Origin of the sequence: Moorena sp. SIOASIH (genome assembly GCF_010671925.1) — a bacterium.
In the GTDB taxonomy this organism is placed as follows: domain Bacteria; phylum Cyanobacteriota; class Cyanobacteriia; order Cyanobacteriales; family Coleofasciculaceae; genus Moorena.
This window is the reverse complement of sequence record NZ_JAAHIH010000008.1, coordinates 1-17,340: the sequence shown is the minus strand read 5'-3', so window position 1 is coordinate 17,340 and position 17,340 is coordinate 1. Positions and strand designations below refer to the sequence as shown.

The 17,340-nt window shown below is 45.2% G+C and carries 12 protein-coding genes; 5 read left to right on the top strand and 7 right to left on the bottom strand.

What is annotated here, in order from left to right; translation table 11 throughout:
- The first annotated feature begins 439 nt into the window (after window positions 1-439).
- The 3 genes from F6J90_RS38100 (at window position 440) to F6J90_RS38090 (ending at window position 3,484) form a co-directional block, all read left to right on the top strand.
- Window positions 440-1,792: a DNA cytosine methyltransferase gene (locus F6J90_RS38100; protein ID WP_293106498.1), complete on the top strand. Its 1,353-nt coding sequence runs from the start codon at window positions 440-442 to the stop codon at window positions 1,790-1,792.
- Window positions 1,793-1,988: 196 nt separating this feature from the next.
- Entirely contained in the window at window positions 1,989-2,195 is a 207-nt protein-coding gene (locus F6J90_RS38095) for a hypothetical protein (protein ID WP_071107033.1), read from the top strand.
- A gap of 905 nt (window positions 2,196-3,100) precedes the next feature.
- Window positions 3,101-3,484 carry a hypothetical protein gene (locus tag F6J90_RS38090; RefSeq protein WP_293106494.1) on the top strand — a complete coding sequence of 128 codons (384 nt, stop codon included), beginning with the start codon at window positions 3,101-3,103 and terminating at the stop codon, window positions 3,482-3,484.
- Here the strand turns inward: F6J90_RS38090 and F6J90_RS38085 are convergent.
- Entirely contained in the window at window positions 3,433-6,615 is a 3,183-nt protein-coding gene (locus F6J90_RS38085) for an S-layer family protein (protein ID WP_293106491.1), read from the bottom strand. The genes F6J90_RS38090 and F6J90_RS38085 overlap by 52 nt on opposite strands.
- Before the next feature lie 152 nt (window positions 6,616-6,767).
- Between F6J90_RS38085 and F6J90_RS38080 the strand changes: the two genes are divergently transcribed.
- Complete coding sequence (locus F6J90_RS38080; protein ID WP_293106488.1) at window positions 6,768-6,911, top strand: hypothetical protein; 144 nt, start codon at window positions 6,768-6,770, stop codon at window positions 6,909-6,911.
- Here F6J90_RS38080 and F6J90_RS38075 read toward each other — a convergent pair.
- Entirely contained in the window at window positions 6,841-9,966 is a 3,126-nt protein-coding gene (locus tag F6J90_RS38075; RefSeq protein WP_293106486.1) for a filamentous hemagglutinin N-terminal domain-containing protein, read from the bottom strand. The genes F6J90_RS38080 and F6J90_RS38075 overlap by 71 nt on opposite strands.
- Between F6J90_RS38075 and F6J90_RS38070 the strand changes: the two genes are divergently transcribed.
- Window positions 9,965-10,339, top strand: a complete 375-nt coding sequence (locus tag F6J90_RS38070) for a hypothetical protein (protein WP_293106484.1) — start codon at window positions 9,965-9,967, stop codon at window positions 10,337-10,339. The genes F6J90_RS38075 and F6J90_RS38070 overlap by 2 nt on opposite strands.
- 34 nt (window positions 10,340-10,373) lie before the next feature.
- Here F6J90_RS38070 and F6J90_RS38065 read toward each other — a convergent pair whose 3' ends face one another.
- The 5 genes from F6J90_RS38065 to F6J90_RS38045 all read right to left on the bottom strand — a co-directional run bounded on the left by F6J90_RS38065 (window position 10,374) and on the right by F6J90_RS38045 (window position 16,814).
- Window positions 10,374-11,984, bottom strand: coding sequence for an HlyD family efflux transporter periplasmic adaptor subunit (locus F6J90_RS38065; protein ID WP_293106481.1), 1,611 nt, complete (start codon window positions 11,982-11,984; stop codon window positions 10,374-10,376).
- A gap of 384 nt (window positions 11,985-12,368) precedes the next feature.
- Window positions 12,369-15,317 carry a peptidase domain-containing ABC transporter gene (locus F6J90_RS38060; protein WP_293107198.1) on the bottom strand — a complete coding sequence of 983 codons (2,949 nt, stop codon included), beginning with the start codon at window positions 15,315-15,317 and terminating at the stop codon, window positions 12,369-12,371.
- Window positions 15,318-15,327: 10 nt separating this feature from the next.
- Window positions 15,328-15,468, bottom strand: coding sequence for a hypothetical protein (locus F6J90_RS38055; protein WP_293106478.1), 141 nt, complete (start codon window positions 15,466-15,468; stop codon window positions 15,328-15,330).
- A 255-nt stretch (window positions 15,469-15,723) separates the two neighbouring features.
- Window positions 15,724-16,524 (bottom strand): peptidylprolyl isomerase, encoded by an 801-nt coding sequence (locus F6J90_RS38050; RefSeq protein ID WP_293106475.1) that lies wholly within the window; start codon window positions 16,522-16,524, stop codon window positions 15,724-15,726.
- 56 nt (window positions 16,525-16,580) lie between these two features.
- A complete protein-coding gene (locus tag F6J90_RS38045) occupies window positions 16,581-16,814 on the bottom strand; it encodes a hypothetical protein (RefSeq protein WP_293106472.1) in 234 nt (77 codons plus the stop codon).
- Window positions 16,815-17,340 lie beyond the last annotated feature (526 nt).

Here is a 17,340-nt window from a genome sequence, read left to right as displayed (position 1 = left end):
AGGGAGGGTGGGAAGTGTGGGGAGATGGGGAGATGGGGAGATGGGGGAGATTTTTATTAAGGGTAATTGTTACAACATGATATTATAATTCTATTTTTATGAGTGTTTTTGCATGCATTGAGATGCACCCGTAGGGAGTAGGGAATATGGCATCAAAATTATCACAATTCCTACAGGGATTGCTATTACTACTCGCGAGTTCTGTCAGAGCTAGATTAATGTCAATGGTAAAAGAGAGCACTAACTAAGGTATGCTAAAAAATACTGTTTCCTACTGATCAACCATTATAGGTAAGCTAGCGTCTATTCAATTTGCCTATTTTCTATGCAGCGCTATGTGACAAGCTTTTTCATTATCTGTTCCCTGTTCCCTGTTCCCTGTTCCCTGTTCCCTGTTCCGAAGCCTGCAGCGCAATAAAATTAGATTACCATAAACGGCATGGCAAATTTCCCTCATCGACCCTTAGCCGTTGATTTATTTGCTGGTGCTGGTGGTTTCTCCCTAGGGATTGAGCAGGCGGGGTTTGATGTTGCCCTCGCCGTTGAACAAGACCCAATTCATGGGGCAGTGTATGCCTTCAATTCCCCCCAAACCAAGGTTTTATGTACCGACATTGCTACCCTGTCTGGTCAGGAAATTCAGAAAGCCCTGAGGGAGTGGGCAACTGAAAGGGGGCAAAATCAAGACTGTAGAGAGGTTTCATCGAAGGTTTCTACCATTGATCTAGTCATTGATCTAGTGATTGGTGGACCCCCTTGTCAGGGATTCTCCTTGATCGGTAAGCGTCAAGTAGATGATGTACGCAATAATTTAGTGTTTGAGTTCTGCCGTTTGGTCAAAGAACTGCAACCACGCTACTTTGTGATGGAGAATGTACCAGGCTTAGCTCAGAACAAATACCAACACCTGTTCGAGCAGCTAATCAGTGACTTTAAAGCAGCTGGATACACTATAACTGAGCCAGTACAGGTCTTGAATGCAGCAGATTTTGGCGTGCCTCAAAAACGGCGGCGGTTGTTTTTACTGGGTTCTAGGCTTGGGCAAGCACCAGTGGCTTATCCTTGCTCAGAACTAGGCTCTCACCAATGGGTAACTGTTAAGGATGCGATCGCAGACTTGCCTAACTTAGATGATTTTCCTGAACTTATGAAAAGCGATTGTGTTGAACTAACACCAGAACAGCTAGACCTGCTCCAAGCTTTAGCCATGCCCTATGTAGAAAAGTTACGGGATTTGATCACAGATCGTGGTAACTTTGCCTATCCCCGCCAGTGGAATCCTCAACTATTGACCAGTTCCCTGCAAACCCAGCACACGGAAGCCTCGATTGAGCGGTTTAGAAACACACCCATGGGCGAGGTAGAAACTACCAGTCGCTTACGACGCTTACACTGGGATCAACCATGCCATACCCTCAGAGCAGGTACTGGTTATAAAAACGGTCGCTACACCTCTCCTCGCCCCATTCATCCTGATTATCCACGGGTCATCTCGGTGCGAGAGGCCGCTAGACTGCACTCATTTCCAGATTGGTTTCGCTTCCACCACACCAAATGGCATGGATTTCGACAGGTGGGTAATGCTGTACCACCACGATTAGGAAGGGTTTTGGGTAAACAAATTATGACAGCGTTGGCGCAAGACCCATCAGTGCCAACCACAACTATAAAGCTCTCAGATGCCAAACTGTTAAGGTTTAAACAGTTTCAGGCATCCAAGTATTGGACTATATTAGTATTTATTCCTTTTCTAATCTGCTGCTTCCCTTCTCCTGTAGTTCTCTTCTCCTAGAATCAACATGCTGTATATAACTCCAGTCAAGGCTGATCGGCTACTAGTCTGCCATCGTTGTAACTCAGATCACAGGTTAACCCCTATCCCATCACCACAAATCTTGATCTCGAATCACTAATAGCTAGGACTCTCTCTCACAGAATATCTCTTCAAAATTGCCGATAGTTAAAATTACAGAGATTATGTGGACCCAATGAAACCTTCTCAAGTGATCTTCCCCAAATTCCCGGTTAAGCAAATAGCTAAGCGTATTATTCATATGCGCCAAATTACCCGCATTGACCAACAGCTCTTTATGTCAGCTTTACTAGCCAAGGCATCACTTTCACTAGAAGAGCAAACCCTAGTCCAAGAGATTTATGACGGTTTGAACCGTGGATTGATTCGAGTAGTGGAATAAACTATATCACTTCTGATCATGAGGGTCAAACCAATCAATTTTAGGGGCGCTTCCCTTGCGCCCGAACCCTGTGCGCTCTTAAACCTGTGGTCGGCAGCAAGTGATATCATGTGCGGTTGAATACTTAAACGCTTGCGCCGAATCGAAGGAAGAGGGCAGAAGGCAGAAGTAAAGGAGTCAGGTTTAATCCCAGAAGGTTTTTTATCACTAATTATCTGGACATGATATCAAACAACCCCCAACCTGGAATTATATCATCTCCCCATAATTACTCTTAATACAAATCTTTCCCATCACCCGAGCACCCGATGAACCCATCTGCTAGTAAAGCATGACTACCTAGATCTAATATCAAGTCAGGTTGAATACCCATAATTAGAGGGAGGGTGGCCAGATGGGGAGATGGGGAGATGGCCAGATGGGGAGATGGGGAGATTTTTATTAAGGGTAATTATCCCGACATGATATAAAAGAGATCAGTATTTATCTCAGTTTTTGTTATTATAATGTTTTGTGAGTTGATAGTTGCATTGAACTCTGGCTGATCGTTTCTTGTCAGCCAGGTGCAACTTTTCTTGACATTGCTGAATCAAGGAATTAATAGGAGTGGGGTGGGCATCCTCTCATAAGGGTAGGTTTTTTACAAAGACCTTAGGTGTGGGGTGTGGGGTGTGGGGTGTGGGGTGTGGGGTGTGGGGTATAAGAAAATGTACTTAACTTGTCGTTAAAAATCATCATTGTCTTGATGCAATAGCGAGTGGGGGAAACCCCTAAGACCGCGCTGCATCGCTTATTCGTTGTTTTCCTTTTCCTCTGATGAGGTTAAGTCCCATGTTTGACCCTAATGTAAAAAACCTACCCCTGTGAGGTGGGCATCCTGCCTGCCCGAAAATGAAATGGGCAAGATGCCCGTTCCACAAAAGATGCCAGTTCTACCGATTCCCAAGCCAGGATACTGGCAAGATGCCAGTTCCACCGATTCCCAAGCCAGGATACTGGCAAGATGCCAGTTCCACCGATTCCCAAGCCAGGATACTGGCAAGATGCCAGTTCCACCGATTCCCAAGCCAGGATACTGGCAAGATGCCAGTTCTACCGATTCCCAAGCCAGGATACTGGCAAGATGCCCGTTCCACCGATTCCCAAGCCAGGATACTGGCAAGATGCCCGTTCCACTGATTCCCTTGGCAGGATACTGGCAAGATGCCAGTTCCACCGATTCCAGATTCCCTACTCCCTACTCCCTACTCCCTACTCCCGAATGGCAATCAAGATTGGGCAATATCTGATCAACAGGAGTACCCCTAAAGGGATGAGCCGTCAGAATAATGGTGCCATCCTTTGCTGTTACCCAGCCTTGGGCTTCGATAATCACTTTTTTTTCTTGGGGAGGTTGAGGCTGTGTTACTGAGGGTTGCTGCTGTAATCGTTGTCTGCTGGTGCTGGCTAAGGCAGGACGAGTTTGCCAGCCCACTGTGGTGTCGGTATTAATCACCGGATCGTCTGCACTAGCTGGTAAACCCCCTTTTCCGGTAATGATAAAGGAACTCCCGCCAGCAATCCGATTATTCTCAAAGCCACAAAGGTCATTGGCCAGGATGGCTTCTGCATCTACCAGGCTTGCTGGCAATTCGGTTAAGCCTGAGGTTGGGTCTACCTGTGAGATGTTGATTATGACTTCACCGCTGAAGGATGGGCCAAGGTTGGAGGTGGCGGTGATGTCATTGTCTGGAGTGAGACGGTCTCGAAACTCTAGGCCAAAGATGCCTTGGGCATTAATCTCAACACGACCTCCTGGGCCTTCTAGGGCATTGGCGGTAATGTCGCTATTTCCCAGACCGACTAAGGTATCAGTATCAATGGTGATATTGCCCCCAATTGCATTCATAGCGTCAGTGGTAATCTGGCTTTGGTTGAGCAGTTGGATGTCACGGGAAAATAGAGTAATATTGCCTTGGTCTCCTCCTGCTGTTTCTGCTGTGATGATGCCATCGTTGTTCAGGAAGATGGAGTTGGCATTAATATCTACCGTGCCTGCTGAACTATCCTGTTGAGTGCTTCTAGTACTAACAACTGCTCCATCAGAGACAATTAACTCCCCAGTGGTAATTTTCAAGAACTCTCCTGCATTTCCTGTCCCTTGAGCTTCAGTCAACAAGCCGCTGGGAATCCGATCATCGACTGAGGTACCAATTATGGGAAGACCAATTATGGGAAACAGAGCATCGGCTGAGCTCCCAATTAATTGAATCTTTGAAGAGGCATTGACAGTCAAATTTCCCCCGTCCCCTTCACTGAAAGTGCCAGCTGAAACTTGTGCTCCATCAGAAACAATTAACTCCCCAGTGTTAATACTCACATCTCCCCCATTTCCTGTCCCTTGAGTGACAGCAAACAAGCCGGTGGGAAAGCGAGTATCGTCTGCCGTACCCATGAGTTGAATCGTCGAGGATGCATTGACACTCAAGGTGCCCCCGTCCCCAAGACCAAAAGTGCCAGCTGAAACTTGTGCTCCATCAGAAACAATTAACTCCCCAGTGGTAATACTCACATCTCCCCCATTTCCTGTGGCTAGAGTGCCAGCAAACAAGCCGGTGGGAAAGCGAGTATCGGCTGTCCTACCAATGAGTTCAATCCTAGAGGAGCCATTGACACTCAAGGTGCCCCCGTCCCCTTCACGGAAAGTGGTAGTTGAAACAGATGCTCCATCAGAGACAATTAACTCCCCAGTTTTAATACTTAGATCTCCCGCGTTTCCTGTTGAGCCTGTACTAGCTTCAGAAAACAAGCCGCTGGGAGACTCACCATCGGGTGTCGTACCAATGAGTTCAATCGTCGAGGAGGCATTGACAGTCAAATTTCCCCCGTCCCCAAGACCAAAAGTGTTAGCTGAAACAAATGATCCATCAGAGACTATTAACTCCCCAGTGTTAATACTTAGATCTCCCGCGTTTCCTGTTGAGCCTGTACTAGCTCCAGAAAACAAGCCGCTGGGAAACTCACCATCGGGTGTCGTACCAATGACTTTAACAGTCTCCTCGGCATTGACACTCAAGGTTCCCCCCTCCCCAAGACCCCTTGTGCCAGCTGAAACAAATCCTCCATCAGAGACAATTAACTCTCCAGTGGTAATACTTAGATCTCCCGCGTTTCCTGTTGAGCCTGTACTCGCTCCAGAAAACAAGCCACTGGTGAACTCACTATCGGGTGTCGTACCCATGAGTTCAATCGTCGAGGAGGCATTGACAGTCAAATTTCCCCCGTCCCCAAGACCAAAAGTGTCAGCTGAAACTTCTGCTCCATCAGAGACAATTAACTCTCCAGTGTTAATACTTACATCTTCCGCATTTCCTGTTGCTCCTCGAAAAACTCGGGCTGCCAAGAAGCTGACAATACCATTAGGGGATACACCACTGACTCGAACAGATTCAGTGGCATTCACTGTCAAATCTCCCCCCTGTCCTGAGCCCAATACATCCGCAGTTATCCTAGAACCACCCTCAAGAGTAAACTGTGAAGCCTTAACAACTATGCCACCGCCACTGCCACTCCCTTCGGTATCCGCAAACACAAAAGAGCGATCGCGTAAACTCACATTAGCTCCCTGCACCTGGATACTGCCACCACTTTCCCCACTGGTATCAACCAAAGCACCCTCGGACAAACTAATATCCTGAAACTCTTGAACTCCTGAATAATCCAACACAAAACTAGTATCGGTTGGGGTCAGCTTCACCACGCTATTAGAACCAACACTCCCCAGCTCAATCCGTCCATCCAATGCCAATAGAGCGCCACCAGGAATAGTAACCTCACCACCAATCAGCCCTAAGGTTTGACCATTTGGTACCTGAAACAGACTAGACTGATTAGTAATACTCCCTGGATTTGAACCATATTGCAACCCAGAGGGTATATTAATCGTCAACAACGGTTTTTGATTGGGATTTAATGCGCTGAATACTGTGCCATCTTCAAACAATACACTATCAGCAGTACTCCCAAAAAATGACCCTCCGAGATCTAGTCGGCTATTGGGACCCAAGACAATACCGTTTGGATTTATCAAAAATAAGTTAGCATTGCCCAATACGCCTAGAGTCCCTAAAATATTGGAAACATTACCTCCCGTTACCCGACTCAGGATGTTGGCAACTCCAGCAGGATTTCCAAAATAAACTCGCCCAAACTCGGCCACATTGAAATCAGAAAAGCTGTGGAATAGATTGCTTTCTCTAATCGCCCCACCTTCTATCAAATCTACTAGGGCACCGTTGACATTGACATTGGGCGTTACAACAGAGCTTTCATTCCCCAAGGTATTATCTGGGGTGATTTGACCTAATGCAGTAGTTGCACCCAGTAAAGAACACAGAACAAAAGGACTTGCTTGCACAAGTCCGTAAACCACAGGTTTCATGTTTATCAATAGAGCTCCCGATCTCTGGGATTATTTCATTAACTATGAGTTAAGCGTTACTGATGTAACAAATCTTTAAAATAGTTTACTGAAAATTCATAAAAATCTACGGGAACTCAGAACAGGGAAAAAATCCTGTATACCTCATAGCGATGACAATTTCTGTTCCCGATTCCCGACTCCCGACTCCCGATTCCCGACTCCCGATTCCCTACTCCCTACTCCCTACTCCCTATTCCCTCCTCTCCAATGGCAATCAAGATTGGGCAATATCTGATCAACAGGAGTACCCCTAAAGGGATGAGCGGTCAGAATAATTGTGCCATCCTTTGCTGTTACCCAGCCTTGGGCTTCGATAATCACTTTTTTTTCTTCGGGAGGTTGAGGCTGTGTTACTGAGGGTTGCTGCTGTAATCGTTGTCTGCTGCTGCTGGCATAGCCAGGACGAGTTCGCCACCTCACTGTTCTGTCGGTATTAATCACCGGATCGTCTGCACTAGCTGGTAAACCCCCTTTTCCGGTAATGATAAAGGAACTGCCGCCAGCAATCCGATTATTCTCAAAGCCACAAAGGTCATTGGCGAGGATGGCTTCTGCATCTACCGGGCTTCCTGGTAATTCGGTTAAGCCTGAGGTGGGGTCTACCTGTGAGATGTTGATTATGACTTCACCGCTGAAGGATGGGCCAAGGTTGGAGGTGGCGGTGATGTCATTGTCTGGAGTGAGACGGTCTCGAAACTCTAGGCCAAAGATGCCTTGGGCATTAATCTCAACACGACCTCCTGGGCCTTCTTCAGCATTAGCGGTGATGTCGCTATTTCCCAGACCGAGTAAGGTGTAAGTATCAATAACTATATTGCCCCCAGTTGCATTTTGGGCGTTAGTAGTAATTTTGCTTTCGTTAAGCAGTCGAATGTTACGGGAAAATAGAGTAATATTACCTTCTTCTCCTGCTGTTTCTGCTGTGATCCTGCCATTGTTGTTAAGGAAGATGGAGTTGGCATTAATATCTACCGTGCCTGCTGAACTATCCTGTTGAGTGCTTCTAGCATTAACAACTGCTCCATCTGCGACCATTAACTGCCCAGTGGTAATACTCACATCTCCCGCATTTCCTGTTGCTCCCCGATTAGCTTGAGTAAACAAGCCGCTGGGAATCCGACCCGAGGCTGAGGTACCAATCAGTTGAACCTTTGAGTCAGCATTCACAGTTAAATTTCCCCCGTCCCCTTCACCCAAAGTACTAGCTGAAACAACTGCTCCATCTTTGACAAGTAACTGCCCAGTGGTAATACTGACATCTCCCGCTTTTCCTGTCCCTTGAGTTTGAGTAAACAAGAGGCTGGGAATCCGACCCGAGGCTGAGGTACCAATCAGTTGAACCTTTGAGGAAGCATCTACTGTCAAATCTCCGCCGTCCCCTTCACCGCTTGTGCCAGCTGAAACAACTGCTCCATCAGAGAGAATTAACTGCCCAGTGGTAATACTGACATCTCCCGCTTTTCCTGTCCCTTGAGTTTGAGTAAACAAGCCGCTGGGAATCCGACCCGAGGCTGAGGTACCAATCAGTTGAACCTTTGAGGAAGCATCTACTGTCAAATCTCCGCCGTCCCCTTCACCGCTTGTGCCAGCTGAAACAACTGCTCCATCAGAGACCATTAACTCCCCAGTGGTAATACTCAAATCTCCCGCTTTTCCTGTCCCTTGAGTTTGAGTAAACAAGCCGTTGGGAAACCGACCCGAGGCTGAGGTACCAATCACTTGAACCGTAGAGAAAGCATCGACAGTCAAATTTCCCCCGTCTCCTTCACCAAAAGTGCCAGCTGAAACAACTGCTCCATCAGAGAGAATTAACTCCCCAGTGGTAATACTCAGATCTCCCGCTTTTGCTGTCCCTAGAGTTTGAGTAGACAAGGCGCTGACAGAACGACCCGAGGCTGAGGTACCAATCAGTTGAATCTTTGAGGAGGCATCCACACTCAAGTTCCCCCCGTCCCCTTCACCCCTTGTGTCAGCTGAAACTTGTGCTCCATCAGAGACAAGTAACTGCCCAGTGGTAATACTCAAATCTCCCGCTGTTCCTGTTCCTTGAGCTTGAGTAAACAAGCCACTGGGAATCCGACCATCGGGTGTCGTACCAATCAGTTGAATCTTTGAGGAGGCATCCACACTCAAGTTCCCCCCGTCCCCTTTACTGTCTGTGCCAGCTGAAACAATTGCTCCATCTTTGACAAGTAACTGCCCAGTGGTAATACTCACATCTCCCCCATTTCCTGTTCCTCCTTCAGTGACGTTGGCTCCCAAAGTGCTGAGAGTACCCTCAGCCGATACACCAATTACTCCAATAGATTCAGTGGCATTCACTATCAAATCTCCCCCCTGTCCTGAGCCCAATACATCTGTAGTTATCCTAGAACCACCCTCAAGACTCAACTGAGAAGCCTCAACCACTATCCCACCGCCACTTGCACTCCCCTTGGTATCCGCAAACACAAAAGAGCGATCGCGTAAACTCACCTTAGCTCCCTGCACCTGCATACTCCCACCACTTTCGCCACTGGTCTCAACTCTAGAACCCTCGGACAAACTAATATCCTGAAACTCTTGAACTGCTGAATAATCCAACATAAAACTAGTATCGGTTGGGGTCAAGTTAACCACACCATTAGAACCAACACTCCCCAGCTCAATCCGTCCATCGGTTGCTGTTAAGTTACCACCAGGAATAGCAATGTCACCACCAATCAGCCCTAAGGTTTGACCATCGGGCACCTGAAGCCCACTAGGCCCACTAGACTGATTAGTAATACTCCCTGGATTTGAACCATATTGCAACCCAGATGGTATATTAATAGTCAACAACGGTTTTCCATTCGGATTTAATGCACTAAATACTGTGCCATCTTCAAACAATACACTATCAGCAGTACTCCCAAAAAATGAGCCTCCGAGATCTAGTCTGCTATTGGAACCGAAGACAATACCGTTTGGATTAATCACAAATAAGTTAGCATTTCCCAATACTCCCAGAGTTCCTAAAATATTGGAAACATTACCTCCAGTTACCCGACTCAGGATGTTTTCAATTCCTGCTGGATTAGCAAAATAAACTCGCCCAAACTCGGCCACATTGAAATCTGAGAAGCTGTGGAATAGATTACTGTCTCTAATCGCCCCACCTTCTATCAAATCTATCAGGGCACCGTTAACATTGACATTGGGGGTTACTATAGAACTTTCATTACCGAGGGTATTATCTGGAGTGATTTGTCCTAATGCGGTAGTTGCAGCTAGTAGAGAATAGAGAACAAAGGGACTTGCTTGCAGAAGTCGGTAAACCACAGGTTTCATGTTAATCAATAGAGCTCCTGATGCCTGGCATTATTTCATAAACTATGAATTAAGCTTTATTGATGTAACAATTCTTGAAAAGACTTTACTTGAACTTCATAAAAATATAGCAAAGGGAACAGGGAATAGGGAGTCGGGAGTCGGGAGTCGGGAGAGTGAAACAGTCAACTATTATTACTGTTCCCGATTACTTCCGATTACTTCCAATTCCCGGTTCCCCTCCTGGTCGGGGTTAGGGGTGGGTTCCGATTCCCGATTCCCGATTCCCGTTCCCCTCCTGGTCGGGGTTAGGGGTGGGTTCCGATTCCCGATTCCCGTTCCCCTCCTGGTCGGGGTTAGGGGTGGGTTCCGATTCCCGATTCCCGATTCTTAATTCTTAATTCTTAATTCTTAATTCTCAATTCCTTCTATTTAGTCCCCTTCAAACTATCCAACTTCTTGGTTAAAAAGCCAGTAAAGATAGTAATCACTCGACGCTTTCTCTCCTTAATATTCACACTTACCGACATCCCTGATGCTAGGGGAACTGAATTGCCTTTAATATCGATAAACTGCTGTTTTAGGGCAATTTTAGCAGGAAAACGGTAATAAGGATAAATCTGATCTGGCTCTAAAGCATCGGCTCCAATGGAGATTAATTTACCTTTGATATCACCAAACTCACTAAAATTAAAGGAATCAATTCTGACATCAACCTCCATCCCTTCTTTTACAAAACCCCGGTCTTTATTGGTGATATAAACTTCAGCAATTAGCTCATCATTAGGCACAATTTCCAGAACAGTTTCGCTACTAGTTGTGACAAAGCCTGGGCGAGCCTTTAGCTCAAAAACTTTCCCAGCTACAGGAGCTTTGATTTCGTGATACTTCAAATTTTGCTTGATTTGACTAATTTGACTATCAATTTCCGCTATCCGTTTATCATTTTCTACAATTTGCTTACCGAGCTGACTATCGATATCCGCAATCCGTTGTTGATTCACAGCAATCCGATCCTGTAGCTCAGTTTGAGAAGCCGCAATGGTATTCGCCAATTGTGCTTTAGCTTGAGCGATCGCACTTCTAATCCGTTCTTGTTCCTGAATTAACTGGTTGACCTCAGCTTGCTGTGTACCCACCTCAGCTTGCCGTGTACCAACCTCAGCTTCACCTCTACCGACTTCTTGTTTCTGTCTACGGTATTGAATTTTGGGAACAGCTCCCTCGGTAAGTAATGGTTCAAAATCAGTTAAAATCTCCTGTTCAGTTGCTAAATTAGTCTGTGCAGTCACTAAATTGTTGTTAGCTGTACTCAACAGATTTCTAGCATTCGCTAATTGGATTTTAGTTTGCCCCAGCTGATTTTCTAGTTGCTGAATTTCTTGTTTATTCGCCGTTACCCGAGAATTGAATTCTGCCAGGTTTATCTGTAGACGAAATTGTTGCTCTGACGTCAGGTTTGCTCCACCAGAACCCCCAGTTACTTGCACTCGATAGAGTTTATTTTCTGCCACTAAGTTAGCGCGGTTTTTAATAAGAAGCAAAACTTCTACTGGCAAGGTTAGCGGTTGAGTATTGGGTTGACTAGCTTGATCGGAACCGATTTGAGCACGATAAAACTGATTTTCTTGGATTAACGATTTCTGAATTTGTTCCAGAGAAACCAACTGAGCTTGAGCAGAGGTCATATCAAAGCGAATCAGAACATCATCTGGCTTAACCAGCTCTCCATCCTTAATCAAAACCTCTGCTACCACACCACTAATCGATGCTTGAACTTCCTTAACATCCCCTTGTGGCTCTAACTTGCCCTGTGCTGGAATCACTTTCTCAATTTTTGCGACACTTGCCCAAGTAATTCCAAACGTTGTTATCCCCACCAATCCCCAAAGAATAGCCCGCGACCAAATGCTAGGTTGTTTCAGAAAAACGCTAGGTTGTTGCGGAATAATTGGTTGGGATAATTCCTGCTCTTGAATTACCTCATTGGTAGTGGGCTCAGCGTAAGAGTTGTCAGTTGTGCGGTTGGATGTAATCATGATTAATTAGTAGTTATTAATTGGGTGAGGGAATAGGGAACAGGGAGTAGGGAGTAGGGACCCACCCCTAACCCCTCCCAGGAGGGGAACGGGAGTAGGGAGTAGGGAGTAGGGAGTAGGGACCCACCCCTAACCCCTCCCAGGAGGGGAACGGGAGTAGGGAGTAGGGAGTAGGGAGTCGTAATTCATCTTTTATCTGAGATATTAGACCAGAAAAAAAACTAATATCGCGAAAGTAATAAAAATCAATTTAATTACTGAAATAATCAACTATTATTACTTTTTACGATTCCCGATTCCCGATTCCCGATTCCCGATTCCCTGTTCCCTGTTGCCTGTTCCCTGCTCCCTGCTCCCTGCTCCCTGCTCCCTGTTCCCTGTTCCCTATTTATAAAGACAATAATAACGCCCTTTAATAGCCATTAATTCTTGATGACTTCCCATCTCTTCGATGACTCCTTTAGACATCATTAAAATCAGGTCAGCGTTTTTAATTGTGCTGAGTCGGTGGGTAATGAATAAGACAGTACGACCTTTAAAGGCTTCAGCTAAATTAGTACAGACCCTTTGCTCCGTGTCATAGTCTAAAGCGCTGGTGGCTTCATCTAAAATTAGTAGTCGTGGATTTTGCAAAACCGCACGGGCGATCGCTACTCGCTGTCGCTGTCCCCCAGATAAAGCTGAACCTCGCTCTCCCACCTGAGTGTTGTAGCCATTGGGCAAGTCCATAATGAAATCGTGAGCAGCAGCTATTTTAGCAGTAGCAATAATTTCTTCAGTGGTAGCTTCTGGATTATTCAGGGCAATGTTTTCATGGATTGTCCCCTCGAATAACAGAGGGTTCTGGGGAACAATCCCTAGCTGACGTCGTAGGGAATAGAGTTCAACTTTACTAATGTCATAGTTATCAATTAGAATTCGACCCCCTAATGGTTCATAGAAGCGGGGTAAAAGCTTAGTTAAAGTACTTTTACCAGAGCCACTTTGTCCGACAATTCCTACAAACGAACCAGCGGGGATGTCCAGGTTAATTTTACTGAGCTGCAACGGACCACTATTACCAAACCGGAAGGAAATATTCTCGTATTTGACAGTACCTGTAATCGGTGGCATGGTTAAGTTATTCTGTTGTTCTACTGGGGATTCTTGAGGGTGATTAAGAATATCGCTGAGACGCTCAATTGATAGAGCAGTTTCCTGGAAGTTTTGCCACAGTTGGGAGAGCCGCAGCAGGGGACTGGTGACATAGCCAGCAATAATCCGAAAAGCGATTAATTCTCCTAGGGTTAATTCACTTTGGAGTACTAAATAAGCTCCCACCCATAGCACTAAGAGACTGGATAATTTATGGAGAAAATTGCTGATTGAACTAGCGGTAGTGGAGAGCTTAACCGCTTTAAACCCTTCTGAGATATAACCACCGTAGCGCTGTTGCCAAGACATGCGAGCTCGTAGTTCAATGTTTTGGGATTTAACGGTTTCAATACCATTAAGCACTTCCACTAGATAAGAATGGGTTTGTGCGTTGCGCTGGGCCTTAGTCCTTAACATGCGCCGCAATATTGGTGAAAAGATTAGGGTCAGGAAGATAAACAAGGGCACAACAGCTAATGCGGCTAGGGTAAGTAGGGGACTGTAGAGCACCATCACCGCAATATAGATCACAGAAAAGACTGCATCTAAGACTACAGTTAAGGCTGTTCCGGTCAGAAACGAGCGAATTTTTTCTAATTCCTGAACCCTGGTTGCTAATTCCCCAACAGTACGTTTTCCAAAATAACTCATTGGTAAACGCACCAAGTGGTCAATTACCTGGGAGGCTAGGGCTAGGTCAATCCGGTTAGTAGTATCAGAGAATAAATAGGTACGTAAAGCACTTAATATTGCTTCAAACAGTGCTACAACTATTAGTAAAATTCCCAATACATGGAGAGTATCTATGCTATTACCACCAATTACCTGGTCGATAATTACCTGGGTCATTAAAGGATTGACTAAGCCAAAGAGTTGGACAAAAAAGGATGCGATTAATACTTCAAATAGTACCTGACGATAGCGAGATAGTATTGGTATAAACCAGGAAAGACCAAACTTTTTCTTGGGGGTAGTTGTTGCTTCTTTTAGTAGCAGTACTTGACCGGATTTTCCCCAAATGTCGATAAAGGTAGATAATTTACGGCGTTTGATGCCACTGGAGGTTGGTATCCCCAGTACCACTTCTTTTGGTGAGGCTTTGTAGAGAACAGCGAAAGTATCTTCCCAACGGATCAGAGCTGGTGTTGGCAGCTGAGTAATTGTCGTTGCTGCTATCTTGACTAGCTGGGTTTGCAATCCCATTAAATCAGCGATAGCAGCGCAAAATGGTAAAGTAATGGTGCCGGTTTTTTGCTGGTTAGTAATCACTCTTTGGATTACCTCCCGCTTAAAGGGCACTTGGAGATACTCACTGAGCATCTCGAAGCAGGCTAAGGTCTCTTTTAAAATACCTCTGCCACTTTTAAAGGGATATTTTCTGCTGTGCTCTTGACCCTGATTAACTACAGGTAAGGATTCCGGTAATGCGATCGCATCACGAGCAGGGCGAAATTCCAGTTCAGGAGTAGCAGAAATAGAGGTTATCCCTGCATTGTTACCAGTTGCTACCTCCGCCGATAGGATTGATTTCGGTAATCCTACCAAGCGCACTTGCTGGAGAGTGGCGTAATTAGGGTTTTGTGAATTGATACGGCTACCCACTGGCAAGTTAGGTGGAGGATTACCGCCACTGACAAACCACATCCACTCCGGGTCTAATTGGGCTGAGTCTGCTGGGGGAAAGTGGTAAACTACTGCTTGTTGAAACCCTTTCAGTGCTAGTTTCCGGAGATTCGTGATGCCATCCGCTCGACGTTCGAGCTCAGCACCAAGTAAGTCAAAGATTTCAATCAAGGCACAATGGTCTTGAAAGGCAGTAGCGACGGAGGGATAGGTCTGTAACAGCTGGAAAAATTCCTTTGCTGGTAGCGCTAGACAATCTACTTCTTCAGATGCGATCGCAGTTTCACTATAGACTTCCCGTACTAAGCTCGCCCAGCCTAAAATGGCACCTGGAGAAAGCTTTTGAACCGTTACCTCCTTGTTTGTGCGGGGGTCATAACCTAGTAGGCGAGCTTGTCCTTGATAGAGAATTACCACATGGGAGGGTATTTTCTCCCGCATTAAAATTGTTTCACCAAGGTGATAGTGTACTGGCTGCAATTGTGCAGATAGTTTTTCTAACGCTGTGGTTGGTAGTTGATTAAAAGGAGATACACTAGCAATAAATTCTTGGATGGGGGAAGTGGTAAAAGTCATGGTAACAAAATTAAAGAGTAGGGAGTAGGGAGTAGGGAGTAGGGAATAGGGAGTAGGGAGTAGGGAGTAGGGAGTAGGGAGTAGGGAACAGGGAACAGGGAACAGGGAATAGGGAGGAGGAAAATTCGGATATAAAATTATCACAATTCATTTAGGATTGCTAAATTACCAATTACCAATTACCGATTAACGATTTACCTGAATACAAAGTGATTAATGGTCGTATATCTAGCATTTATAAATAGATCATGATAACTAATACTGATTTCTCATAACACCAAAAATTCCTATATAGCACTAAGCATTAAGGTGTTTGACATTGATAAAAGCTAAAAAGCTAATGCACGTCAACTTTTGCCTCTTGCCTTTTGCCTCTTGCCTTTTGCCTCTTGCCTTGGGCGTAGCGCTATATCTTGACACTGTTCCCTGTTCCCTGTTCCCTGTTCCCTACTCCCTGCTCCCTATTCCCTATTCCCTGTTCCCTGTTCCCTTTTTCTATCAATTGTTGTAATTGCTCACCGAGCCATCTATTAAACAATTCCTTCAGCAGTCGCTGACGCATGGGTTGGTCTAACTGGGCTGGAATTAATTTTTCTAGGCGCACAATCACAATCCACTCACTTATTTGTGTTGGTGGCCACAACTGACCAGGCTGACTCAGTTTCAGGATCCGAGCAATCTGAGGGTGGGGCATAGTCATCGGCATCAGACCAATTAATCCTCCACTTTGAGCTTCTGGTCCTTGGGAATATTGCCGTGCTATTTCAGCAAAGGATTGCTCTCCATCCTCCAGCCGATAATACAGTTCCCGAGCAACACCTTTATGCTTAAGGCGAATCAAGGAATAACTAACCTGATCGAGCTGCTGTTTGCGCTCCAGAAAGTAAGATTCTAATCGATTACCCCAGGTTTCTTGTTGGAATTTTTCAATTTGTAGCTCGCGGGTTGCTAAGGCTTTTAAGTGCTTTGGAGTGATTTGATGATTCTGACACCAAGCCTGACGTGCTTTGTCATCAGTGAGCTTATGTTTGGCATAAAACCGCTCTTCAGCACTGGTTTGCTCTTCTGGGGTGCAGCTGATTGGAGCGATCGCATGGTCAATAATAATTTCCCGGAATAGCTGAGGTAGCAAAAGGTATCGTCTCAGCAGGGGGATAATTTCTGATGCTGTAATAGTTTGGTTACCAACTTGTAAAATTTCGTTCATCAGGCTTTTCTCTAAAATCGTAAGTATTCAGCTATCAGCTATCAGCGTGTCGCGTATCAGCTTTTGAATAAAACAGGTAAGCTTTGTTTAATCTCTTTGAAGAAAACGGGCTGGTTCGGCTTCTCCGAAACGTAAGCATTGAGCTGACGGCTGACAGCTGACAGCTGAGAACTGTTGAGGTTAATGACTTGTTTCTCAAAGATGAATTCGCTATAGTCAGCTAGGTCATCAATTCCTAGCAAGTTTAAAATAATTTCAGTTATAAGCCAAACGATGATTTTCTGCCACATTACCCTGTCCTCTTTACCTGTCTAGTTTTAGAGTAATGGGCAGAGCCAGGAATCCTGTCTCAGTTTTTGCCTCAGTTTTGGGATGAAGTGTTTTTATTGAGCTGATTTGTTGGCTTTTTATTAGATTAATTTCAGGCTGTATTCAGATTAATTTTAAGTGACTTTCAGATTGAGTAATAAATAGATAAGTTCAAAAAAATTAGGGGTTGATATAGCATAGCATTGAATACTATTTGTCTCAGTTTTTGTATCAGTTTTGCTCTTTTATTCAGACGTATCTCATTTTTATCTCATATTACAGCGTTTTTCATAACTATGAGGTACACAGGATTTTTTCCCTGTTCCCTGTTCCCTGTTCCCTAAAAGCCAGCAATATGTACTCAATAAAGTCGCAAACCGCTATATGTAAGCATTGAGCTTAGAGAAAAAATGCGATCGCTAATCTAACTAGCGATCGCTAACAGTCTTGGGTAAGAACGTTTTAAGTAAGAACTAATCGGAACAGTCTTGGGATGACACTGTTGTG